This is a genomic window from Streptomyces sp. YIM S03343, from assembly GCF_054729195.1.
The window spans coordinates 3,966,207-3,988,920 of record NZ_JBPUKX010000001.1; the positions used below are offsets into that span (position 1 = coordinate 3,966,207).

Consider the following 22,714-nt stretch of genomic DNA (forward strand, 5'->3'; position numbering starts at 1 on the left):
TACGGCGCCGTCGTCACAACGTGCGCGTTCAAAGCCCGTACTCCGTTCACAGGCCGTACTCCTTCCACCGGCGGTCGACCGTCGCCGCCGTCTCCGGGTCGGACAGCACCATGTCGGGCCAGCCGCCGTCCCGTGTGTACCCCTCCTCGGGCCACTTCCTCGTCGCGTCGATGCCCGCCTTGCCGCCCCAGAACTGCTGGTAGGAGGCGTGGTCGAGATGGTCGACGGGGCCTTCCACGACCGAGAGGTCGCGGGCGTAGTCCGTGTTGCCGAGCGCGCGCCAGGCGACCTCGTGCAGATCGTGGACGTCGCAGTCGGAGTCGACGACGACGATCAGCTTGGTCAGGGACATCATGTGCGCCCCCCAGACGGCGTGCATCACCTTCTGGGCGTGCTTGGGGTACTTCTTCTCGATCGACACGATCGCGCAGTTGTGGAAGCCGCCGGCCTCGGGGAGGTGGTAGTCCACGATGTCCGGCACGATGATCTTGAGGAGGGGGAGGAAGAACCGCTCGGTGGCGCGGCCCAGCGGGCCGTCCTCGGTCGGCGGGCGGCCGACCACGATCGACTGGAGCAGCGGCCGCTTCCGCATGGTCACGCAGTCGATGGTCAGCGCGGGGAACGGCTCCTGGGGTGTGTAGAACCCGGTGTGGTCGCCGAAGGGCCCCTCCGGGCGCATCTCGCCGGGCTCCAGCCAGCCCTCCAGCACGACCTCGGCGTTGGCCGGGACCTGGAGCGGCACGGTCTTGCAGTCGACCATCTCGATGCGCTTGCCCGCGATGAAACCGGCGAACAGGTACTCGTCGATGTCGCCGGGGAGAGGGGCGGTGGAGGCGTATGTCACAGCGGGCGGGCAGCCGAAGGCGATCGCGACGGGCAGCCGCTCCCCGCGCCGGGCGGCGACCTGGTAGTGGTTGCGGCTGTCCTTGTGGATCTGCCAGTGCATGCCGATGGTGCGGCGGTCGTGCCGCTGGAGCCGGTAGAGGCCGAGGTTGCGGATCCCGCTCTCCGGGTCCTTGGTGTGGGTGAGCCCGAGGTTGAAGAACGAGCCGCCGTCCTGCGGCCAGGTGAACAGCGCGGGGAGCTGGTGGAGGTCCACGTCGTCGCCGTGCAGGACGACTTCCTGCACCGGGGCGTCCTTGACCTTCCTCGGCGGTACGTGCGCCATCGCGCCGAGCTTGCCGAACGCCTCGCGCACCCCGACGAAGCCGTGCGGCAGTTCGGGGCGCAGCAGCCCGCCGATCTTCTCGCTGATGTCGCCGTACGAGGTGAGGCCGAGCGCCTTGAGCAGGCGGCGGTCGGTGCCGAAGACATTCATCGCGAGGGGCATCGCGGAGCCCTTCACGTTTTCGAAGAGCAGCGCGGGACCGCCGGATTTCTGCACCCGGTCGACGATCTCCCCGACCTCCAGGTACGGGTCCACCTCGGCCTTGATGCGCTTGAGGTCTCCCTCGCGCTCCAGCGCCCTGAGCAGGGCGCGAAGATCGTCGTAAGCCATGTCGTCCAGTATCTGTCAGCCACTAACCTTGGCTTGTCACCGGGGCCGTCCCACGCCCCGTCGCCCACCCCTGGGGGGATTGCACGGCCATGCTGAGGATTCTGCCCGTCCTGCTGGTCCTGGCGTTGATGATCTACGCCCTCGTGGACTGCCTCAACACTCCTGAGGAAGAGGTGCGGGGGCTGCCGAAGATGGTCTGGATCGTCATCATCCTGGTGTTCGGCGAGATCATCGTCGGGCCGCTCGCCTGGCTGTTCCTGGGCCGCCGCGCCGTCCCGGCGGACGGTGTCCAGTCCGGTGGCCAGGCCGGAACTCCCGGTTCCGGCGCGGGTACGAACTGGATCGCGCCTGACGACAATCCGGAGTTCCTGAAGTCCCTCAAGGCCGACAAGGGCCCCATCGACGGCCCGGTCGACGGCCCCGGCAAGGGCCCCGCCGAGGCGGACGAGGACCCCACGCAGGCCGGGGACGCCACGGAAGCCACGCAGGACGAGGCCATGCTCAAGGAGTGGGAGGCCGACCTGCGCCGCCGCGAGGAGGAACTGCGCCGCCGGGAGCGGGGAGACGGGCCCGGCGATTCCTGACGGCCTCCACTCGCCACTCGCCCCGGCCTCCACTCGCCACTCGCCCTGAGCTCGGCGGGGTCCGAAGGGTTCAGCGGAGCCGGGACGACGACAGGATCGACAGCAGGTGGGCCGGGACCATCACCCAGGTGATGGCGGCCAGTGCGGCCAGGGCCCAGCGGGTCGGGTCGATGCCGCCGGTCGCGGTGTCGGCGATCGCGGCCGCGAGGAGGACGAGTGACGCCTCGATGCCGTTGGTCACCCGGTGGATCTTGAAGGCCGCCGCGAGCTTCCGCACGGTCGCCACGCCCTCGGAGCGCGGGCGGGTGGCCTCGTCGTCGGCGACACCGAGACCGCGGCGGGCCCGGGCCACGTCGACGAGGTCGGTCGACGCCTTCAGCAGGACGACGCCGAGCGCGGTGGCGATGCCGAGCGACAGCCAGCCGCCGTATCCGGGGTGGGCCGCGCGGAATCCGGCGCCGACGAGGAGCGCCGCGTCGGCCAAGTAGGCGCCGAGGCGGTCGACATAGATGCCGGTCGCGCTGTTCTGGCCCTTCCAGCGGGCGACTTCGCCGTCCACGCAGTCGAAGAGCAGGAAGAGCTGCATCAGGACCACGGCGAGCACGGCGCCCGCGAGGCCCGGGATCATCAGGGCGGCGCCCGCGGCGATCCCGCACACCACCATGGTCCAGGTCAGCTGGTCCGGGGTGACCGGGGTGCGCACGAGCTGGCGGGTGAGGCGGAGGGAGATACGGCGCATGTAGAGGCGTCCCGCCCAGTGCTCGCCGTTGCGGCTCGCCAGCTTGGCCTGCGGCTGGCAGACCTCCCGAAGCTCCTCCAGAACCGGTGCGGCAACCATGACCGTTCCTCCCACCCGCCCGGGCCTGACTGGTCCGGTGATCGGGCCAGCGTACCGAGGAATGATCAGACCGAATCACTTACGGGCGCCCGCCGATCGCCCCGATCGCCCCTCTGACGCAGGGCCAATTGATCAGTCCCATCCTCGCCCCGTCCTCGCCCCCTGTTCACTCCCTCATTCGCTCCCATATTCGAGTAATCGTCTGAGGAATCACCCGAACGGCGTAGATATCGGGTCCCTGAATATCCCCGTTTAGTAACGATGCTTACGTTTGATCGACTACGTCCCGTTTGCCGACGGAGGCTCCGTATGCGAATGACCGATATCCAGAGCTGCGAAGTCCGGCCCGGGACGCTGGTCGAATGGGCACTGAGTCCGGCGTCCGTCGCCACGGCCGAACACCTGCCCGCCGACACGCGGCCTCCCGCGTACATCCAGGAATCGCACATCAGGACCGCCCGGTCGGTCCACGAGGACGGCCTGGTCGTGCCGACCTGGCTCGCGGTGTGCTTCGACATCCCGGGGCGGGTCGACCTCGACGCGCTGGAGCGGGCGCTGTTCGACTGGACCGTCCGCCACGAGACGCTGCGCAGCGGCTTCCGCTGGACCGGGGACGAGATGAGCCGGTTCACCCTGGACGCGGACGCGGTGACCCTGAAACGCACCGAGGTCGGCGAGTTCACCGACGCCGCTGAGCTGGTCCAGTACCTCCAGGACCGGTTCGACGTGGCGGCGAGCGCCCTCGACTGGCCCAACTACCTCTACACGGTGGTCGTCCGGGACGACAGCGCCAGCGTGTACCTCGCCTTCGACCACAGCAACGTCGACGCGTACTCCCTCCAGCGGCTGCCCGCCGAGATCCGCGAGCGCTACGACGCCCACGCCGGCGGGGTCTCCGTGACTCAGCCGCCGGTGGCCAGCTACGTCGACTTCGCCGATCTGGAGCGGACGGACGCGGACGCCATCGACGAGGACCACGAAATCATCGCCCACTGGCGGGAGTTCATCCTCCGCAACGACGGACGGCTGCCGGCCTTCCCCGTCGACCTCGGTCTGGAGCCGGGCGGTCCGCTGCCCCAGCAGGGCGTGATGCACCACATGCTGGTGGACGCCGACGCCGCTGCCGCCTTCGAGGAGTTCTGCCGCCCCTACGGCGGCAGCCAGGTCGGGGTGCTGGCCGCGACCAGCCTCATCGTGAACCGGATCGGCGGCGCACCCGTGTACCGCACGGTGGTGCCGTTCCACACCCGGGTCAAGTCGCGCTGGACGGACTCGGTGGGCTGGTACGTCGGCGGCGCCCCGATCGAGATCCCGGCCGCGCCCGACCTCCCCACCGCGATGCGCACCGTACGCGCCGAGCTGAAGGCCAACCGGCTGCTCGCGCGCATGCCGCTGGGCCGGGTGCTGCGGCTGCTCGGCACGGACTTTCGCCCCACCTCGCCCGACCTGTACTCGATCGTCTCCTACCTCGACGCCCGCGATCTGCCGGGCTCGCGGGAGTGGACCGACCTCAAGACCTACGGCGTGGTCCGGGTGTCGTACGGCGACCAGGTATGCGTATGGGTCAACCGGGTCCACGAGGGCCTGTGGTTCGCCTGCCGCTACCCGCTCAACGACGCCGCGCTCAAGAGCATGCGGCTGTACGCGGAGCAGCTACGGGACATGATCCTCTCCACGCCGGGGCAGGCGAAGCCCTGACACCGCCAATTTCCTTGCAGCACACAGGAGTTGACGCGGAACGGTGACGCCCGTCGCCACAACGTGTTCGTAACACAACGGACACCATCCGCTACGTTCCGGAACAACTCCCCTCTTCCTACACTGAGGTCGAGGGGGGCTGCGTTGGACAGACAGCTGCACGGACGGGGGGCTCTCTTCGATACGGACCCGGCGGGTCTCGCGCCACGGCTGGTGGGCCTGCGCCCGTACCAGCACCGCGAGCATCCGCTGGAGCACAAGCCCCCCGAGGAGCCGCCGTTCGTCGTGCTGACCGGGGCACGCGGACTCGGCAAGAGCGCGGTGCTCCGGGAGCTGCGGGCCGCCTACGAGGGGCACACCCCGGTCGCCCTGATCGACTGTGCGGACGGGCAGTTCGCGGCGCCGCCCGCCGACCGGCCCGCCGAGTCCTGGTCGCCGGTGGCGCAGGCGCTGCTGGTGCTCGCCGAGCAACTCGCGGAACCGGTGACCGGAGCCGGTCGGATCGTCTTCCCGCGGCTGATGACGGGGCTGGTGGCGGTGGCGGCGGGCGGCTGGGGCGACGCCGACTCGGAGCGGATCCGGCGCGAGGTCCAGCGGATCCTGCTGCTGAACGAGGGCGGCACACGCATCGGCTTCGCCGGGCGGTGGGCCGGGAAGGTGGCCGCCAAGGTGGTCGCGGCGGCGACCGGCAGCGGACCGTTCCTGGCCGGGGCGATCGAGGCGACCCTGGAGTCGGTCGCCGAGGGCTTCACGAACCGGCGCCACCAGAAGGCGTCGGTCTGGTACCGGACCTATCCCAACGCCGGCGACCACGCGCAGCGCGGGCTGCTCCTGCTCTCCGCCCACTTCCGGGCCGACGGCCCGTCCCGGGAGCACGCCGAGCGGTATCTGGTGCGGGCCCTGCTCACCGACCTCACGGACGCCTACACCGGGGTACTGCCCCGGATGCGGCGGCTCGGGCGGCCCCTTGTCCTCCTCGACGACGTACAGGCCCCCGCCGGGCGCGGGTTCATGACGGCCGTACTGCGCGACCGCGCCGACGGGATCACCGACCGGACGGCCTTCGTCGCGGCACTGCGCGGCGACGGACGGACCCTGCTGCGCGGCGCCGCCCGCCGCACCCTGCCCGAGGTGGCCCGGCAGACCCGCTGGAGACCCGACGCCGCCGAGCCGTTCTCCCGCGCCCTGCTCGTGTCGCTGCCGCCGCTGACCCCCGACGACACCCTGCACATCGTCGGTGCCATCTGCGCCGGTGTCCTGGTACCACCCCAACTCCCGCACGCCGTCCACCGGCTGACCGGCGGCAGCCCGCTCGGCATCGTCCTGCTCGCCGAGTCCGCGGCCCAGCACCTGCCGAGGGCGGCCACCCTGGGCGACCTGCTCACCGCGCGCTTACGCCCGAGCGACGACCGCAGGGATGACGGTGACGACGGGGACGACCGGGACCACGAGGGCTCCCCCGCCTACGCCGAACTCCTCGGCAGACTGGTGCCCGCCGACCGGCTCGACGAGCTGACCGTGCTGGCCGCCGCCCACGACCACGGCTCTGCCCGCGCGTTGGCCGCCGCGCTGCTCCCCGACGACTTCGGCCCGGCGGCGGTGCGGGCCGTCCAGAACCGGCTCGCCCAGGAGGGACTGCCGGGCGCCCCGGGCCAGTTCGTCGGCGATCCCTTCGTACGGACCCTGCTGCTGCTGAGGCTGCACCTCGCCGACACGGACCACGCGCGCTGGCGCACCGCCCACGAGACGCTGATCGCGCACTATGCGCCGTCCGACGGGCCGCCGGACGCCTCGGACGCGTTCCGGCTGCACCATGAACTCGCCTTGGGCCGCACGGAGTCCGCGGTCGCCCGGCTGCGCGCCACCTTCCACACCCTGGACGCCCGGGCCTGGCTGCGCACCCTGCGGTTCGTGGCGTCGGCGCCGTACATCCATGCCCACGACGACGAGGGCCACGACTTCGCGGGCCGGGGCGACCGGCGGACCGCCGTGGCGCTCGGCCGGACCGACGCCCGGCTGCCGCTGCCGAACGACATCGACACCGAGGCCGACGCCGAACTGCATCGCCGGGTAAGGCGGTTGCTGTACGCGATGTGGCAGCTGTCCGACCCACTGGTGCTGCCCGACCCGAAGGTCGCCGACCGGCTGCGCTTCGAGCTGGAGCAGCTCTCCAATCTGCGGCCCGCGGGCAACGCGGTGCTGTGGCGGGCCTCGCGGGACTGGTACGAGGCGGCACTCGCCGGACGCCCGCTGCCGGACCCGAACACTCTGGACGAGAGGGACGACGGGGACGACGGGGACGACGGGGACGACGACGAGGACGACGAGAGCGACGACGGAGCGGACGGCTAGACACCGGCCCAGCACCGGCCCAGCACCGGCCCAGCACCGACCCGGCACCGGCCGGACACCACGGAACACCGCGAGCGGGGGAGGCGTGATGGCACGCAGGAGCTTGGGGACTTGGCTGCGCGAGGGCGTCTGGGCGACCCCGCTGCGCCGCCTGTTCGTCCTGGCGGCAACGGCTGTGGCGGTGGCCGGGATCGTCGTCCTGACCATGCGGCTCACGCACGACGACCGGTCCTGCGCGCCCGGGGTGAACCGGCCCGCGGGCAGCTCCGAGTGCGTGGGCGTCTCGGCGACGGACTACGACTTCGGCAACCCGAAGCTGCGGGACACCGTGCGCGCGATCACCGGGGAGAACGCCCGCCTGGTGCCCGGAAGTTATGTCACGGTCGCCGTGATGCTGCCGTACACCTCCACCGCCCCGGCCAGTGTGAGCGATGTGCTGCACGGACTCCAGGGCGCCTATCTCGGGCAGTACCACGCCAACCATGACGGCAACGGGGAATCCCCGGCGATCCGGCTGGTGTTGGCCAACCCGGGCGCGACCAGCGACTATTGGCAGCAGACGGTCGAGCAGCTGGCCGGGATGACGAAGAGCGGGGACCGGCTGCGGGCGGTCGCGGGGATCGCGCTCAGCACCGACAACAACAAGAAGGCGGTCAAGGAGCTGACCCGGCTGGGCATCCCGGTGGTCGGCTCCTCCATCACCGCGGACGACCTGGCCAACGGACAGGGCGGCAAGGACTCTTACCCCGGTCTCGCCAGGGTCGCCCCGACCAACACCGACCTCGCCCGCGCGCTCACCTCGTTCGCCGGAGTCGGCAAGGGCAAGGCGCTGCTGGTGTACGACAAGCCCGGCGACCCGTACACCCGTACGCTCCAGAAGGCGTTCGCCACGGTGCTCAAGGGGTCGCCCGGCTTCTCGCAGCCCTTCACACCGCCCGCCGACCGCAATCTGCTCGGCACCACCGCGAACATCTTCCGGCAGATCACGCATGTGGCGTGCGACACCTCACCGGACACCGACACCATCCTGTTCGCGGGACGGCACACCCAGCTGGTGCAGTTCCTCAACGAGCTGGGCGAACGAGGCTGCCAGGAGCGGAAGTTCACCGTGCTTGCCGGGGACACCGGCTCGTACCTGACCGAGGACAAGAACCTGCACCGCAGCGCCCTGCGCCGCAACCTCACCGTCCGCTACGCGTCGCTCGCCCACCCCGACGCCTGGGCAAAGGACCCCGCGCCCACCGGCGGCTCGGCGGCGGACGCCCAGGTGCTGCTGGGGCTGGTGGCGAGGAGCGGGCGCACGCCGGTCGGGCCGATCGGTACGACCGCCCTGGACGACGGACAGCTGATCATCGGCTACGACGCCCTCCAACTGGCCGTGCAAGGCATCCGGGAGGCGGTGCCGGAGGGGCGGAAGATCCCGTTGCTGGCGGACGTCGGCCACGAGTGGCCGCACATCAATGGGTCGCAGCAGCGGGTGAACGGGGCGAGCGGCTGGATCTGTCTGGACACGTACGGCAACCCGTACGACAAGGCGGTGCCGATCGTGGAGCTGACCCCGGAGGGCGGCGCACGCTTCGTACGGATCGCCTGGCCGGAGGGGAAGCCACCGGGGAAGTCCTGCCTGCCGCCGTCCTAGTCCCCTACTCCCCCTGGTCCTCCTAGTCCTCCTGATCCTCCATGCTATCGATCAGGCGTTCGAATCGCGCCCTCCACCTCGACTCCGACTCCCCCTCGCCCTGGAACTCATGGGTGAACCGCAGGACGCACGCCCTGTCCCCGTCCCGCTCCAGATGGAAACGGACGCGTCCGCCGTCGTCCACGGTGTACTCGGCGATCCGCTCCACGTCCCACGCCGTGATGTGCCCGCTGCCCAGTCCCCGCAGGGTGACCGCGCCGCCGAGCCGGGGTTCGAGGACGTCGGCCGGGGTGAACCAGCCCGCCAGGCCCGCCGGGGTGGCCAGGGCGGGCCAGACCTCCTCCATGGACTCGGGCAGCCGCACCAGGAAATGCAGGATGTGCGTGTTGCCGTGGGTCTGGCTGCTGCCCTGCTCGATGGAACCGGTCATGACACCAGCGTGACCCGTGGCGCAGCGTTCCGCACGCCGCCCGGGCACCGGCCCGCGCGGCTCCGGTGCTGGTCAGACGCCCGCGTAGGAGTGCTTGCCGGAGACGAAGATGTTGACGCCGTAGTAGTTGAACAGCCAGCAGCCGAACGCGATCATCGCGAGGTAGGCGGCCTTGCGGCCCTTCCAGCCGGCCGTGGCGCGGGCGTGCAGATACCCGGCGTAGGCGACCCAGGTGATGAAGGACCAGGTCTCCTTGGGGTCCCAGTTCCAGTACCGGCCCCAGGCGTCGCCCGCCCAGATGGCGCCCGCGATGATCGTGAACGTCCACAGCGGGAAGACGGCGGCGTTGACGCGGTAGGCGAACTTGTCGAGGGAGGCGGAGGCGGGCAGCCGCTCCAGGACCGAGGTCGCGAAGGCGCCGGGCTTGCCGCCGCCGATCAGCTTGGTCTCGTACGAGTCCTTGAAGAGGTAGAGGATCGTGGCGACCGCGCCGACGTAGAACACCGCGCCGCAGAAGATCGCGGTGGAGACGTGGATGTAGAGCCAGTACGAGTGCAGCGCCGGGACGAGCTGGTCGCTCGCCGTGTAGAGGACGGTGACCGCGAGGCCCAGGTCGAGCAGGACCGTGGTGATGAGGAACAGGCCGAGCCAGCGGACGTTCTTCTTCAGCGCGAGCAGCCCGAGATAGACGCCGACGGCGACCGTGGAGAACGTGACGTTGAACTCGTACATGTTGCCCCACGGCGCCCGCTCCACGGAGGCCGCGCGGGCGACGACGCCGCCCAGCTCCACCAGGAACGCGAGCACGGTGAGGGACACCGCGATCCGCCCGTACAGATCGCCCTGCTCGTCGCCGCCGTGGGCACCGGGACCGTCCGGCACGTCACGGGCGCCGGCCGCCGAGCGCACGACCACCTTGGGCCGCTCCAGGACGGTGGTGGCGCCGCCCTCCTTGCGCACGGTGACAACCGGTCCGGCGGCCGTTCCGGCTCCGGCCTTCTTCGGTGCGGCGGTGAGTGCGGCGGCCGTGCGGCCGACCTTGCTGCGGCTGCCGAGCAGCCACTCCGCGATGTACGCGAAGAACGCCAGCGTGTAGACGGCCATCGCGGAGTAGATCAGCGTGTTGCTGATGCTCGCGAGATGCTCGTTGGTGGCGGCGGCGAGATCGGTCACGGCCGCTGGAGAGGTGGCGGCGGCGAGGGTCATTTCTCAGTCCCTTCGGCAGGTACGACTCCGGGCGCGGGGTCGGGGGACGACGGTGCGGGTTCGTCGTCGGGGGTAGGGGCGGCGTCGGGGGTGGGGTCCGGGGCGGGTTCCGGGGCGGGGTCGGGAGCCCCCGGTGCCCGGTCGTAGAGGATTCCCGCGAGCTCACCCAGTTCCTCGGGCACCTTGGCGGACTCGCTGCGGCCGAGTCCTGCCATCTCGACGACGGTCACGCCGTCGGGGCCGGGCAGCGCGCGCACCCACACCCGGCGGCGCTGGATGAACAGGGACGCCGCCAGGCCGAGGATCGCGGCGACGGCACCGGCGAGCGCCCACTCACTGCCGGGCTCCTGGACGATCTCGAAGCCGGCCCATTCCTTGATCTCCTTCTCGAAGGTGATCGAACCGGCGCCGTTCGGCAGCGTCAGGGTCTGGCCGGGCTTGAGGTTCTTGCGGAGCTGGCTGCCGTCGGACTTCTCGAAGAACTTCAGATGCGACTTGTCGAGCTGGTACACGCTCTGCGGGATACCGGAGTCGACCCCGAGATCGCCGTGGTACGGCGCCAGGTTGAGCACCGGGTTGAGCAGCGAGGGGAACACCGACAGCACCGAGGCGCCTTCGCCGTAGGTCGGCAGGAAGAACGCCTGGACACCCAGCTGTTCGCTCGTGCCCTTCGCGTCCTTGTAGCCGTCCATCACCTTGATCACGCCGTTGGAGGTGACGTTGCCGTCGAGCGGCAGCAGGGGCACGGCGTCGTGGTAGACCACCTTGCCCTTGCCGTCCCGGACGGTGACGACGGGGGCGTAGCCGTGGCTGACCAGGTAGACCTTGGCGTCGCCGATCTTCAGCGGCTCGTTGACCTTGATGGTGGTGGTCTTCGCCTTGCCGTACGCGCCCTTGGTGTAGGCGAGCCTCGCCTGGAAGGTACGCGGGGTGCCGCGGTTGGGTCCGGTCAGCTCGTACGTCGCCTTGAAGTCCTTCAGGGTGAAGCTGAAGGGCACCAGGTCGTCGGTGGTGAAGAGGCTGCCGGACTTGAAGTCGTCGTACTGGGTGATGGTGTCGGCGAAGCCGCCGCCCTCGACGATCAGCTTGTTGCCGTCGGACTTGTACAACTGCCCCCAGGCGAAGGCGACCAGCAGCACGATCAGCGCGATGTGGAAGACCAGGTTGCCGAGTTCGCGGACATAGCCCTTCTCGGCGGCGACGGCGTCCCCGGTGACATGAGCGCGGAAGCGGCGCTTCTTCAGCAGCGCCAGCGCGGCCTCCCGGACCTGCTCGGGGTCGGCCTCGGTGCGCCAGGTGGTGTAGGCGGGCAGCCGGGTCAGCCGGCGGGGCGCGGCGGGCGGACGGCCGCGCAGCTGGCCGGTGAACTGCCAGGCGCGGGGGATGATGCAGCCGATCAGGGAGACGAACAGCAGGATGTAGATCGCCGAGAACCACACCGAGCTGTAGACGTGGAACATGCCGAGCTTGTCGTAGACCGGCGCGAGGGTGCTGTGGGCGCTGCGGAAGGCGGCGACCTTGGCGGGGTCGGCACCGGTCTGCGGGATCAGGGAGCCGGGGATCGCGGCGAGGGACAGCAGCAGGAGCAGCAGCAGCGCGACCCGCATGGAGGTGAGCTGCCGCCAGAACCAGCGGGCCCAGCCGATCACTCCGAGGGCGGGGAGATTCGGCGGCTCGTCATCGGGGGCGGTGGAGAGCTGGGAGGCGGCGGCGCCGAGGTCGGCGTCGTCGGGGGCGGGCGGTGTTGCCGTGGCTTCCGCTGTCCCTACGGCCTCTATGGCCACCTCTACGGCCTCTACGGTTTCCGCGGCCTGCGGGGTCCCCTGCGTCGCCGACGGGGTCTCCGTCCCTGCCGGGCTGCCGTCGCCCCTTGATGTCATCGTCATCGCGTCAGATCCCCACAGTGAAGCCGGTGGACCAGGTCTGCATCTCCTGAACCAGTCGATCCCACGCACCGGTCAGCAGCAGCAGCCCGGTGACGATCATCATCGTGCCGCCCGCCCGCATGACCCACACGTAGTGGCGCTTGACCCAGCCGAACGCGCCGAGCGCCTTGCGGAAGGCGACAGCGGCGAGCACGAACGGAACGCCCAGTCCGACACAGTAGGCGACGGTCAGAACGGCCCCGCGACCGGCACTCGACTGGTTCATCGCGAGCGCGTTCACCGAGGCCAGGGTCGGACCGATGCAGGGCGTCCAGCCGATCCCGAACAGCGCGCCCAGCACCGGCGCCCCGGCCAGGCCGGTCGCCGGCCGCCGGTGGAAGCGGAACTCGCGCTGGGTGAGCCAGGGCATCAGCCCCATGAAGAAGACGCCCAGCAGGATCATCAGGACGCCGAGCACCTTGGACAGGACGCCCTGTTCCTCCTGGAGCGTGGCACCGAAGTAGCCGAACAGCGCGCCGCCGGAGACGAAGACGGCGGTGAAGCCGAGCACGAAGAGGGAGGCCCCCGCGACCATCCGGCCGCGCCGGGCCTCGCCCAGGTCGGTGCCGGTGACACCGGTGACGTAGGAGAGATAGCCGGGGACCAGCGGCAGCACGCACGGGGAGAAGAAGGAGACCAGGCCGCCGAGCACGGCGACCGGCAGGGCGAGCAGCAGCGCGCCGCTGAAGACCGTCTCGTTCCGGCCCGTCACCGCGGCGAGCGTCATCAGGGCGCTCACGTCAGGTCTCTCACTTCTCCGCGAGGACGGGTTTGATCATCTTGACCAGGTTCTCCTCGCTGAGCGCCTCCAGGGCTCGCGCCGCGATCTTCCCGTTCCGGTCGATGACCAGGGTGGAGGGGATGAGCTGCGGGTTGAGGGTGCCCTTGGCGAAGCGGAGCATCAGCCTGCCGGTCGGGTCGTAGAGGCTCGGGTAGGTGATGCCGAACTGCTTCTCGAAGTTGACGGCGGGGGTGGTGCTGCCGTCCCGGGTGTTGATGCCGAGGAACTGCACGTCCTGACCCGCGTACGCCTTGGAGACCTTCGCGAAGTTCGGCCCCTCCGCCCGACAGGGGCTGCACCAGGAGCCCCATACGTTGATGACGACGACCTTGCCCTTGTAGTCGGCGACGTCCGCGCTCTTGCCGTCGATGGTCTTGCCGGACAGGTCGGGCACCGCGGTCCGCTTGGCGCGCGCGACGGTGTCGACGCCGTTGGTGCCGGTGACGAAGTGGGTGTCACCGCCGCCGCCGGACACACCGCCGGAACCGCAGGCGGACAGCACCAGAGCGGCGAGCGCGGCACCGGCCCCGAGCAGGGCGGTGCGGCGGAGACGGCGGCCGGACCGGCCGATACGTCCGGTGCGGGTCGTGCGGGTCGTGCGGGTCGTGCGGGTCGTGCGGTTGAAGTGTTCGGGGTGTTCGGGGTGTGCGGAGTGTGTGGGGTGGTCGGCAGAGTTCGAGCGGGTCGAGCGCAGGGGGGCGCGGCAGGCGGCACTCATGTGAAAAGTTTCGCATGCCCCTTCTGCGGATCTTGGGCACCCCCCTCACCCGCCCCCACCCACCGGAAACCGCACGTCAGGTGCCCTGCCCGGTGCCAGAGCTCGCGGTACCGGTGCCGGTACCGGTGCCGGCCGTGGCCTTGGTGCCGGCGAGGAAGGTCTTCCAGCCCCCGGCGGGCTGCTGTCCCACGTCCAGGGTGCGCAGCTTGGCCAGCACCTCCGGCTTCTGCGCGTCGATCCAGTCGGTGAACTGCCGGAAGGAGACCAGCCGCACGTCGGCGCCCTTCTCCTTCTCCCGGGCGATGTGCTTGAACGCCTGCTCCACGGCGTCCATGTAGATGCCGCCGTTCCACTTCTCGAAGTGGTTGCCTATGAAGAACGGCGCCCGGTTCGACTCGTACGCCCGCCGGAAGCCGGAGATGTACGCCTGCGCGGCCTGCGTACGCCAGCCCGGGTAGTTGTAGGCGGGCGCCTTGGTGGAGTTGACGGACTGGTTGGCCAGCATGTTGTAGTCCATGGACAGCACCTCGAAGGAGTGCCCGGGGAACGGCACCTGCTGGAGCGGGAAGTCCCAGAGCCCCTGCCGCTTCACCGGCCAGACCTGACGGCCGCCGGGCGAGGAGGCGTCGTAGCGCCAGCCGAGGGAGCGGGCGGTGGGCAGCAGCCGGTCCTGGCCGAGGAGACAGGGCGTACGGCCTCCGACCAGTTCCTTGTCGTAGTCGAAGGGCAGCGACGGCAGTTCGGTCCAGCCGGTGTTGGTGCGCCACTTCTTGACGAAGGACTTGGCCTGCTCGATCTCGCTGCGCCACTGCTGGGGCGTCCAGTTGCCGACGGTGCCGGAGCCGGCGCAGAAGTGGCCGTTGAAGTGGGTGCCTATCTCATGGCCCTCCAGCCAGGCACGGCGGACGTTGGTGAGCGTGGACTTGACGTGGTCGTCGGCGAGATAGCCGATGGCGGAGGCGCCGCGCGGGTTGTTCGGGGGGTTGTAGAGGCGCTTCTTCGACTCGGGCAGCAGATACAGCCCGGAGAGGAAGAAGGTCATATGGGCACCGTGCTCCTTGGCGAGGTCCAGGAAGCGCGGGAAGAGCCCGTTGCCGACCTCTCCGGCACCGTCCCAGGAGAACACGACGAACTGCGGCGGGGTCTGACCCGGCTCCAGCGGCACGGGGGCGGCGGGCTGGAGGGGCTGCTTGCCGGTGTAGGCGGTGGAGCCGTCGCCGATCGGCTTCGACAACTGCCGGCCGGACTTCTTGCCGTCACCGCCGTCGTTCTTTCCGTCGGGGCTCGGGGAACTGCCGCCGGACTGGGTGCCGCACGCCGCGAGTCCGACGGCGGCCGCGGCGGTGGCACCGAGCCCGAGCATTCCCCTGCGGGTGAGCGTGCGCATTGTTCCCCGATTCGTCACGTTCTCTGAGTTCGCTGTGGTCACCCATTGAGAGGACGTGACGATCGGGAAGGTTCCGGGGTTGGGTACGGGGTTGGCAACGTACGTCACGAATTCGTATTAACGTCGGGCCGTGTGCGTGAGGCCGTCCCAAGTGGACGGCCTCACAAGCGGTTTCGGGCGCCGGGAGCCGCTACGGAGTCTTGCCGCAGCCACTACGCAGTTTTTACGAATCCTCAGGCGCCGAAGGCCTTGCTCTGTCCCTTGACCGGCTTGGCGCCGGAGAGGAGGTGGGCGGGGACGAGATCGCGGGCGGGCTCGCTGTAACCGACGGAGACGATCCTGTCGCCGCGGTAGGTGAAGGACGTCAGCGAGGCGAGCGTGCACTGCCGCCTGCGCGGGTCGTGCCACAGCCGGCGCCGCTCGACGTACGAGCGGACGATCCAGATCGGCAGCTGATGACTCACCAGCACGGCCTCGTGCCCGCGCGCCCGGTCCCTCGCCGCGTCCAGCGCCTGCATCATCCGTACGACGATGTCGACGTACGGCTCGCCCCAGGACGGCTTGAACGGGTTGGTGAGGTACTTCCAGTTCCCGGGGTTGCGCAGGGCGCCGTCACCGACGCCGAAGGTCTTGCCCTGGAAGACGTTGTCGGCCTCGATCAGCCGGGCGTCGGCGCCGATGTCGAGCCCGTGCGCCTTGGCGATAGGGGTCGCGGTCTCCTGGGCGCGCTCCAGCGGGGAGGCGATGACCTGGGTGACATCGCGTTCGGCGAGGTGCTCGGCGACGCGGTCGGCCATCCGGCGGCCGAGCTCGGAGAGGTGGTAGCCGGGCAGCCGCCCGTACAGCACACCATCGGGGTTGTCGACCTCACCGTGCCGCATGAGATGGACGACGGTGATGTCACCACTGCTCGTGTTGTGGTTGTCGCTGTTCACGCGGTGGCCTCCGCGGCCGCTCGGGCCGCCGCCGGGAGGGCGTCGGCGATCTTCTGGACGGCCCGCTCGTCGTGGGCGGTGGAGACGAACCAGGACTCGAAGGACGACGGCGGCAGATAGACGCCGTGGGAGAGGAGGGAGTGGAAGAAGGCGGTGTAGCGGAAGGACTCCTGCGCCTTGGCGTCCTCGTAGGTGCGGACGGGCCGGTCCGTGAAGAAGACGGAGAACATGCTGGAGGCGCGCTGCACGGTGTGCGCGACGCCCTCCTTGGTGAGCGCGCTGGTGATCAGTTCCTGGATCTGGGTGGAGACGCGGTCGAGGACGCCGTAGGAGGCGTCGTCGAGCAGCCGGAGCTGGGCGAGTCCGGCGGCGGTGGCGACGGGGTTCCCGGAGAGGGTGCCGGCCTGGTAGACGGGCCCGGCGGGGGCGAGGTGGGCCATGACGTCGGCGCGCCCGCCGAACGCCGCCGCGGGGAAGCCGCCGCCCATGACCTTGCCGAAGGTCATGAGGTCAGGCCGGACGCCGTCGACGCCGTACCAGCCGGCGCGGCTGGTACGGAAGCCGGTCATGACCTCGTCGGAGATGTAGAGGGCGCCGTTGGCGCGGCAGGTGTCCTTGAGCCCCTGGTTGAAGCCGGGCAGCGGCGGGACGACGCCCATGTTGCCGGGGGAGGCCTCGGTGATGACGCAGGCGATCTCGCCTGGGTGGCGGTGGAAGGCCTCCTGAACGGCTTCGAGGTCGTTGTAGGGGAGGACGACGGTGTCGCCGGCCTGGGCCCCGGTGACACCCGGGGTGTCAGGGAGCGCGAAGGTCGCGACCCCGCTCCCCGCCGCGGCAAGAAGCGAGTCGACATGCCCGTGATAGCAGCCGGCGAACTTGATCACCTTGGGCCGCTGGGTGAACCCGCGGGCGAGCCGGATGGCCGACATGGTGGCCTCGGTGCCGCTGGAGACGAGCCGGACCTGCTCAACGGGCTCGACACGGGCGACGATCTCCTCGGCGAGGGCGACCTCGCCCTCACCGGGCGTGCCGAAGGAGGTACCGCGGGAGACGGCTTCCTGGACGGCGGCGATGACCTCGGGGTGGGCGTGCCCGAGGATCATGGGCCCCCAGGAGCACACCAGGTCGACGTACTCGCGCCCGTCGGCGTCCGTGAGGTAGGGGCCGCGGCCGGACACCATGAAGCGGGGCGTGCCGCCGACGGCGCGGAAGGCGCGCACCGGGGAGTTCACGCCGCCGGGTGTGACGACGGCCGCACGGTCGAACAGGGCCTGTGAGACAGGCGCATCGTATGAATAGGGCAGTTCACTCATGACCTGCGACTTCTCCGACCTCTCGCACTCCGCTGGTGGGTGACCACCCCAGGGTAGGCCAGGGGCGCGCGGCGCCCGGGGGGCGCGGGTGGCCGCCGGGCACCGTCCCGGGCGGGGCGCGGGGTGACCATGGGCGCGCCACCACAACGCTCCTCCCGCCCCCACGGGGGCCTCATGCCCGGCGCACGCCGCCCGGTGGGCCGCCGAGGGGCCGTACGGCACACGCGCACCACCCCGCAATCCGCTGGACCGCCCCCTGTGATCTGCGAAACTAGGACCTGATACACACAGTCCGGCCGGGAGCTGATACGCACGGCCCTCACGGGCGTATTGATCGGTGTACCAATCAGTGAAGCAATCGATGAAGCAGGAGTACCCACGGAGTGTTCTGCCCCGTACGTTTCGGCGAGCAGCCGTGGGGGAGGTCACTGACACGATGATCGGGTTGCGCTGCGGGGGCCGCGCGTCCTAGAAAAGCAGTCGGGTGGAGATATGCATCGCGGTGGCGGACTGGGCGAGGGGACCGATGACCTGGGTCCTCGACGTGCCCGGCGGGGAAGGCACCGGCGCGACGCGGAGGAGGCCGCCGAAGTACGGCAGCATGGGCACGGAGTACCGATCGAGCCCGAGAGACCCGAACGCCGGGTCGACCGGATCGGGGCGGGGAGCAGGAATGGTGGTCGGGTGGGGGTGACGTACAAATACTTCGGCGCGCCCGACGGCGCGACCGCGGCCCGCGTCCCGATCTCGATGCGCCCCGAGGAACTCGGCGGCGACGAGCTCGGCATGAACGGCATGTTCACCAAGATCAAGCCCGAGACGATGGCGGCCATGGTCCTCACGGGCATCGAGGGCGTCCCCCTGTCCAAGGTCCCGCCCCTGGAACTCGTGGTCCTGCACCCGGACTACGCGGTCGTCAAACTCCCGATGACGGTGGTCGACCCCCTCCGCGACATCGGCGAGGAAGCGGTGGGCGCGGCGGCGTTCATCTGGTCGACGGTCCCCGACCGGGGCGGCCCGCGCGACGCGTTCGATGTGTACCAGTTGCTGCACGAGTGGCAGGACTTCAGCCATCGGTTGCATGAAGCGGGGCACCAGCCTTATTGCTTGGTGTGGCCCTGAGCTGGGGTTTGAGTGGTTTTTGGGCGGGGTTTCGGACCCCGCCCTCGTCATGTGCGGAGAGAGGCCGTCAGGCGGCCAGGGCACATTGAGGGCACATGGGTTTCGTTGGGGGCACTTCCGGGGGCATGGATGTGCCCTGAGCTTCGGGCTCCTGGGCGTCCGTGAAGGCGTCGTCGATCGCTTTGCGGGTGCGGGTCTCGCTGGACGGGCGCAGGTGCGTGTACGTCCGCAGCGTGAAGCCCGGGTCCGAGTGGCCGAGGTACTCGGAGAGCGCCTTGGTGCTCTCCCCCGCGTCCAGGAGTACGGAGGCGTAGGCGTGCCGGAGGGCGCGCACGCCTGAGTAGAAAGTCCGCCGTCGCGGAGGGCATCGGCTTACTGATCGTTTCAGAATGCGCTCCGTAGCCGCCTCAAGCAGATGATGGCGCAGGCGAGTTGGAGGAGTCCGTGGTGTAGGTCGGCGCGTATCTCGTAGCGGATGCGTAGGCGTTTGAACTGGTGCAGCCACGCGAACGTGCGTTCTACGACTCAGCGGGTCTTGCCCAGGCCGGAGCCGTGCGGGGCGCCACGCCGGGCGATCTTCGGGACGATACCGCGGGCCCACACAAGTCGGCGGTACTTGCAGAAGTCGTAGCCTCGGTCGGCGTACAGGCGCTTCGGCTTGTGGCGGGGACGGCCGCGCAGGCCCCGGATACGCGGAATCGCATCCGAGAGCGGGATGAGCTGGGTGACGTCGTGCCGGTTGCCGTCGGCCAGCGAGACGGCGAGCGGGGTGCCGCGGTGGTCGACGATCTCATGGTGCTTGCTGCCCGGGCGGCTGCGGTCGACTGGTGAAGGCCCGATGTGAGCCCCCTCCTTTGAGGGCCCTGACGTGTGAGCCGTCGATCGCGCAGTCGTTCATACTCAGCAGGCTGGCATGTCGCAGCTCAACGAGCAGGGCCTCGTGCAGGCGGGGCCATACCCCCGTCTCCGTCCAGTCTCGTAGTCGCCGCCAGCAGGTGACCCCAGAGCAGCCGATCCGTTCAGCCGGGACGTCTGCCTAGGACACGCCCTTGCGCAGGACATACACGATCCCGGCCAGCGCAGTCCGGTCGTCGACTGGCTTGCGTCCAGGAAACCGGTGCCGCCGCAGCGGCCGGGCCGGGATTAGCAGGGCTATCCGCTCCCATAGGTCGTTGGGCACAAGATCGCTGTTCACACCGGAAGCGTGCCAGAACAAAGCAGTTGAGGAGGGCGGATGGGCCGGGCACATTCTCCCGATGAGCGACAGCACAACATCGGGCAGCTGGGACGAACCCTGGTACCGCGTCCACACCGAGCAGTTCGAGGCCGCGTTCCTGCCGAATGCCGGCGAGGACGTGGAGGGCCGTTGACAACGTCGATGTCTTCGTGCATATCAAGGATGGTTCCCGGTGAAGCGCGACCATCATCACCCTGGCTCAGGTCGAGATCCGCATGAGCCGATGGGCCACCAGCGGGGAGGCCCTCGCAGGCCGCTACTTCTGGTGCGCGGATGGGCTCATCGTCCGTGACGCGGCATCAGCAACATGACCCGGGTCCTCGCCGGTCTGATCGATACCGGCGAGTTCACCCAGGTCCTTCAACTCCTCGACGACTGAAGGCCGTCCCAATCCGAATCGATTAGTTACTGAGATTCCACGCGTGATGTCGCAGACGGAGTGTGCCTGAACTGGGACGTTCGTCGGCTCTAGCGAGACATCACGCAAAGATCATCAGTAGTGCTCCCCCCCCTGAGTGTCACCAGCTCCGGGATCTTGCCGCTGACGGGCGGAACAGCCAACGCTAAGGCCGCGTCGTGGAGAATGGGTCCGATCGAGCCCCGCGGGAGGACCGAGGGGTACCGGGATGCACGGGCGAAGGCGGCATGGATTCCTTTGAGCTGGGGCGGCTGACAGACCACGACTTCGAGGAGGTGTGCCGGGACCTGTTCACGGAGCTCCTGGGCGTGCCGCTGGAGATCTTTCCGCGCGGCCGGGACCGGGGCGTCGACCTGCGCCATGACCCGGAAGACGGTCCTTGCACGATTGTCCAGTGCAAGCATTGGTACCGCAGCGGCCGCGCGAAACTCCTGGCCCACCTGACCGACGAGGAGGTCCCCAAGGTCGCCGCGCTAAAGCCGGACCGCTATGTTCTCGCCACCACCGTCGGGTTGACCGTCGACGCCAAGGAGAAGCTGCGCGCCGCCTTCGCCCCCCACATCCGGTCCACCGAGGACATCCACGGCGTGGATGACATCGTGGCTGCCCTGCGGGAGCGACCGCAGCTGGTGGAGCGGCACTTCCGGCTCTGGCTCAGCGGTACGGCGGCACTTGGCGCGCTGCTACACAAGGGCCCGCTGTTGCGCTCCGACTGGCTGCGGCGCGAGCTGGCGAAGGTGGCTCAGACGTTCGTCCCGCACGAGGGCTTCGCGCGTGCCCGGCAGCTTCTCGACGAGCAGCACGTGTGCATCGTGACCGGCATCCCCGGCGTCGGGAAGACCACAGTCGCGCGTATGCTCGCCGCCTGGCGGATGGGCCACGGCTGGGAGGTGCACGAGGTCAGCCAGGACATCGACGAGGTCACAGAACTCTGGCGCGACGACGTGCCCCAACTCTTCCTCTACGACGACTTCCTGGGCCAGACCACACTGCTGCCCCAGTTCGGCAAGAACGAGGACACGCGCCTGCTGTCCGTGATGCGCGCGATACGAGACGCGCCAGACAAGGCCTTGGTCATGACGACCCGCGACTACATCCTGGAGGAGGCCCGCCGCAAGCACGATCGGCTGGCCGCCGAAGATGTACGGGACGCTCTCACCGGCATTCGCCTCACCGACCTGGACCTGCTGACCCGCGGGCGGATCCTCTACAACCACGTCCACCGCTCGGCTCTCGGACCGCGACAGAAACGGCAGTTCGCCGCTCGCGACGCCTGGCTGCCCGTGGTTCGCCACCGCAACTTCAGCCCGCGCCTGATCGAGGAGACTCTGCGCATCGACCTGAAGCGCGAACCGGACGTCGCCACCGCCATGGTCGCCAACCTGGACAATCCCCGGCGGATATGGGAACGCATCGTCGAGAACGAACTCACCGACGAAGCCGTGCACTTGCTGGAGATCCTCTTCACGTACGAGTCCGTCGGACTCGTCGAACTGGAGGAGACTTGGACCTGGTATCGCAAGGAATTGGACCGAGAGGCGGACGGCCGCCGCTTCCGTCACGCGCTCCAGGTGCTCGACGGAACCATGGTCGTCATCGACGAAGGTGCCGTCTCCTTCCATAACCCGTCGATTGCCGACTACATCCGCTTCCACCTCAACGCCGGCCGGGGGCATTTGGGTGCATTGCTCGCCTCCTGCGGCGATATGCGGCAGGTCGAACGCCTCGTGGATGCCGGACGGTTGGCAGACGGCGGCGGCATTCTCGCACAACTGATAGAGCTCAAGCAGTCGTTGACCTCCGCGGTACTCGGGGCAGAAGACACGGTGGATGACAACAGAGAGGTTCACCTTGAGTGGGCCCTCGACACCGCGGAGACCATCGGCTCCTCGTCACTGGCGGACTATGTGGCGCACCGGGCCCGGGAGCTGCCGCGGTGGTCGGAGAACACGAAGGATCTGCTCCGGCTCGCGAACTCGCTGGACGGCAGCCGACTGATTACGCAGGAGGTCTCCGCCGAGTTCCGCTCCCTGGTCGACGAACATGTCAGCAGCCAGATCTCGGAGCGTGTGGCCGCCGGCTGGGTCCAGGTGAACAACTGGTATGCGTATCTTGACGAGCCGATCGGATGGTTCGCCGAGGGAACGCTGCTGGACGACATGGTGGAGTGCGCCTTGGAGAAACTGCGTGAACTCGCCGCCGACCCCGGGGACCTCAGCGAGACAAGCATCAACTACCTCGAAGCGCTGCTGAGCTTCCTTACCGACAACGACGCCCACCTGCTGCACGATGAGGAGTTCCGGGCCGTCGACCGGGTGCGGGAGCAGCTAACCCAGGCGCGGGAGGCTGCATGGCGCTCCCTGGCGGAGCGCTCACCGGACCGAGGCCGACCGGTCAAGCTGCCACCCGACTCCCGTCATGAGCAGGCCGTCGTCGCGGAGTTCATGAGCGGCCTCGGCAACGCGGAGTCGGACGGCGCGGGCTGAACAGTTGCCCTCCCACGTCCGTCACACCCCTGCCCCGCTAACAGGTCTTTGCAACACCAGCCCCTGAGGGTGTTGCGATGACCAAGCCACGCCGGAAGGGCCGTTTCACGACGTCAAGGCCACTCGATAGTGTGCCGATGCCGAAGT

General features: G+C 69.5%; 16 protein-coding genes and 3 pseudogenes. 7 read left to right on the plus strand and 12 right to left on the minus strand.

The features are described 5' to 3' along the window. Positions 1-46: 46 nt before the first annotated feature. Entirely contained in the window at positions 47-1,498 is a 1,452-nt protein-coding gene (locus ACSYGN_RS16975) for a menaquinone biosynthesis decarboxylase (protein ID WP_460396457.1), read from the minus strand. A gap of 89 nt (positions 1,499-1,587) precedes the next feature. On the opposite strand from ACSYGN_RS16975, the gene ACSYGN_RS16980 reads away from it, so the two are divergent. After that, a complete protein-coding gene (locus ACSYGN_RS16980) occupies positions 1,588-2,082 on the plus strand; it encodes a PLD nuclease N-terminal domain-containing protein (protein WP_460396459.1) in 495 nt (164 codons plus the stop codon). 70 nt (positions 2,083-2,152) lie between these two features. On the opposite strand, the gene ACSYGN_RS16985 is transcribed toward ACSYGN_RS16980, so the two are convergent. Beyond that, positions 2,153-2,920, minus strand: coding sequence for a CDP-alcohol phosphatidyltransferase family protein (locus ACSYGN_RS16985; RefSeq protein ID WP_460396461.1), 768 nt, complete (start codon positions 2,918-2,920; stop codon positions 2,153-2,155). 309 nt (positions 2,921-3,229) lie between these two features. Between ACSYGN_RS16985 and ACSYGN_RS16990 the strand changes: the two genes are divergently transcribed. The 3 genes from ACSYGN_RS16990 (at position 3,230) to ACSYGN_RS17000 (ending at position 8,609) form a co-directional block, all read left to right on the plus strand. Then, the gene (locus ACSYGN_RS16990; protein ID WP_460396463.1) at positions 3,230-4,618 is read left to right on the plus strand and encodes a condensation domain-containing protein; all 1,389 of its coding nucleotides are present in this window, start codon (positions 3,230-3,232) and stop codon (positions 4,616-4,618) included. Between the two features lie 144 nt (positions 4,619-4,762). Then, positions 4,763-6,970: a hypothetical protein gene (locus ACSYGN_RS16995; protein ID WP_460396465.1), complete on the plus strand. Its 2,208-nt coding sequence runs from the start codon at positions 4,763-4,765 to the stop codon at positions 6,968-6,970. Between the two features lie 88 nt (positions 6,971-7,058). After that, the gene (locus ACSYGN_RS17000) at positions 7,059-8,609 is read left to right on the plus strand and encodes a type 1 periplasmic-binding domain-containing protein (RefSeq protein WP_460396467.1); all 1,551 of its coding nucleotides are present in this window, start codon (positions 7,059-7,061) and stop codon (positions 8,607-8,609) included. Between the two features lie 22 nt (positions 8,610-8,631). Here the strand turns inward: ACSYGN_RS17000 and ACSYGN_RS17005 are convergent, their stop codons facing one another. The 8 genes from ACSYGN_RS17005 to hemL form a co-directional block, all read right to left on the minus strand. Then, positions 8,632-9,039, minus strand: coding sequence for an SRPBCC family protein (locus ACSYGN_RS17005; RefSeq protein WP_460396469.1), 408 nt, complete (start codon positions 9,037-9,039; stop codon positions 8,632-8,634). A 72-nt stretch (positions 9,040-9,111) separates the two neighbouring features. After that, positions 9,112-10,245, minus strand: a complete 1,134-nt coding sequence (gene ccsB / locus ACSYGN_RS17010) for a c-type cytochrome biogenesis protein CcsB (RefSeq protein WP_460396471.1) — start codon at positions 10,243-10,245, stop codon at positions 9,112-9,114. Beyond that, the gene (gene resB / locus ACSYGN_RS17015) at positions 10,242-12,131 is read right to left on the minus strand and encodes a cytochrome c biogenesis protein ResB (RefSeq protein ID WP_460396473.1); all 1,890 of its coding nucleotides are present in this window, start codon (positions 12,129-12,131) and stop codon (positions 10,242-10,244) included. Before resB ends, ccsB begins: the two co-directional genes overlap by 4 nt. Positions 12,132-12,135: 4 nt before the next feature. Beyond that, positions 12,136-12,909 carry a cytochrome c biogenesis CcdA family protein gene (locus tag ACSYGN_RS17020; RefSeq protein ID WP_460396475.1) on the minus strand — a complete coding sequence of 258 codons (774 nt, stop codon included), beginning with the start codon at positions 12,907-12,909 and terminating at the stop codon, positions 12,136-12,138. Between the two features lie 10 nt (positions 12,910-12,919). Further along, positions 12,920-13,669, minus strand: coding sequence for a TlpA family protein disulfide reductase (locus ACSYGN_RS17025; protein ID WP_460396477.1), 750 nt, complete (start codon positions 13,667-13,669; stop codon positions 12,920-12,922). A gap of 76 nt (positions 13,670-13,745) precedes the next feature. Beyond that, complete coding sequence (locus ACSYGN_RS17030) at positions 13,746-15,056, minus strand: polysaccharide deacetylase family protein (RefSeq protein ID WP_460396479.1); 1,311 nt, start codon at positions 15,054-15,056, stop codon at positions 13,746-13,748. Between the two features lie 233 nt (positions 15,057-15,289). Beyond that, complete coding sequence (locus tag ACSYGN_RS17035) at positions 15,290-15,937, minus strand: histidine phosphatase family protein (protein ID WP_460403522.1); 648 nt, start codon at positions 15,935-15,937, stop codon at positions 15,290-15,292. Positions 15,938-15,987: 50 nt separating this feature from the next. Then, entirely contained in the window at positions 15,988-17,304 is a 1,317-nt protein-coding gene (hemL, locus tag ACSYGN_RS17040; protein ID WP_460396481.1) for a glutamate-1-semialdehyde 2,1-aminomutase, read from the minus strand. Between the two features lie 492 nt (positions 17,305-17,796). On the opposite strand from hemL, the gene ACSYGN_RS17045 reads away from it, so the two are divergent. After that, on the plus strand, positions 17,797-18,426 hold the full coding sequence (locus tag ACSYGN_RS17045) for a hypothetical protein (RefSeq protein ID WP_460396483.1): 630 nt from the start codon (positions 17,797-17,799) through the stop codon (positions 18,424-18,426). A gap of 67 nt (positions 18,427-18,493) precedes the next feature. Here the strand turns inward: ACSYGN_RS17045 and ACSYGN_RS17050 are convergent. Continuing rightward, positions 18,494-18,763, minus strand: a pseudogene (locus ACSYGN_RS17050) (site-specific integrase); the annotation flags it as partial. Between the two features lie 47 nt (positions 18,764-18,810). Continuing rightward, positions 18,811-19,621: pseudogene (locus ACSYGN_RS17055) on the minus strand (IS5 family transposase). A gap of 61 nt (positions 19,622-19,682) precedes the next feature. On the opposite strand from ACSYGN_RS17055, the pseudogene ACSYGN_RS17060 reads away from it, so the two are divergent. Further along, a pseudogene (locus ACSYGN_RS17060) lies at positions 19,683-20,042 on the plus strand (hypothetical protein). A gap of 266 nt (positions 20,043-20,308) precedes the next feature. Next, positions 20,309-22,567 carry an nSTAND3 domain-containing NTPase gene (locus ACSYGN_RS17065; protein ID WP_460396485.1) on the plus strand — a complete coding sequence of 753 codons (2,259 nt, stop codon included), beginning with the start codon at positions 20,309-20,311 and terminating at the stop codon, positions 22,565-22,567. Positions 22,568-22,714 lie beyond the last annotated feature (147 nt).

What these genes read in the sequence shown, in the direction of transcription:
- ccsB (WP_460396471.1), bottom strand. Translation starts at nt 10,245, where the DNA reads ATGACCCTCGCCGCCGCCACCTCTCCAGCGGCCGTGACCGATCTCGCC.
- ACSYGN_RS16985 (WP_460396461.1), bottom strand. Translation starts at nt 2,920, where the DNA reads ATGGTTGCCGCACCGGTTCTGGAGGAGCTTCGGGAGGTCTGCCAGCCG.
- ACSYGN_RS17035 (WP_460403522.1), bottom strand. Translation starts at nt 15,937, where the DNA reads ATGCGGCACGGTGAGGTCGACAACCCCGATGGTGTGCTGTACGGGCGG.
- ACSYGN_RS16980 (WP_460396459.1), top strand. Translation starts at nt 1,588, where the DNA reads ATGCTGAGGATTCTGCCCGTCCTGCTGGTCCTGGCGTTGATGATCTAC.
- resB (WP_460396473.1), bottom strand. Translation starts at nt 12,131, where the DNA reads ATGACGATGACATCAAGGGGCGACGGCAGCCCGGCAGGGACGGAGACC.
- ACSYGN_RS17065 (WP_460396485.1), top strand. Translation starts at nt 20,309, where the DNA reads ATGGATTCCTTTGAGCTGGGGCGGCTGACAGACCACGACTTCGAGGAG.
- hemL (WP_460396481.1), bottom strand. Translation starts at nt 17,304, where the DNA reads ATGAGTGAACTGCCCTATTCATACGATGCGCCTGTCTCACAGGCCCTG.
- ACSYGN_RS16990 (WP_460396463.1), top strand. Translation starts at nt 3,230, where the DNA reads ATGCGAATGACCGATATCCAGAGCTGCGAAGTCCGGCCCGGGACGCTG.
- ACSYGN_RS17000 (WP_460396467.1), top strand. Translation starts at nt 7,059, where the DNA reads ATGGCACGCAGGAGCTTGGGGACTTGGCTGCGCGAGGGCGTCTGGGCG.
- ACSYGN_RS17005 (WP_460396469.1), bottom strand. Translation starts at nt 9,039, where the DNA reads ATGACCGGTTCCATCGAGCAGGGCAGCAGCCAGACCCACGGCAACACG.
- ACSYGN_RS17030 (WP_460396479.1), bottom strand. Translation starts at nt 15,056, where the DNA reads ATGCGCACGCTCACCCGCAGGGGAATGCTCGGGCTCGGTGCCACCGCC.
- ACSYGN_RS16975 (WP_460396457.1), bottom strand. Translation starts at nt 1,498, where the DNA reads ATGGCTTACGACGATCTTCGCGCCCTGCTCAGGGCGCTGGAGCGCGAG.
- ACSYGN_RS17025 (WP_460396477.1), bottom strand. Translation starts at nt 13,669, where the DNA reads ATGAGTGCCGCCTGCCGCGCCCCCCTGCGCTCGACCCGCTCGAACTCT.
- ACSYGN_RS17045 (WP_460396483.1), top strand. Translation starts at nt 17,797, where the DNA reads ATGCATCGCGGTGGCGGACTGGGCGAGGGGACCGATGACCTGGGTCCT.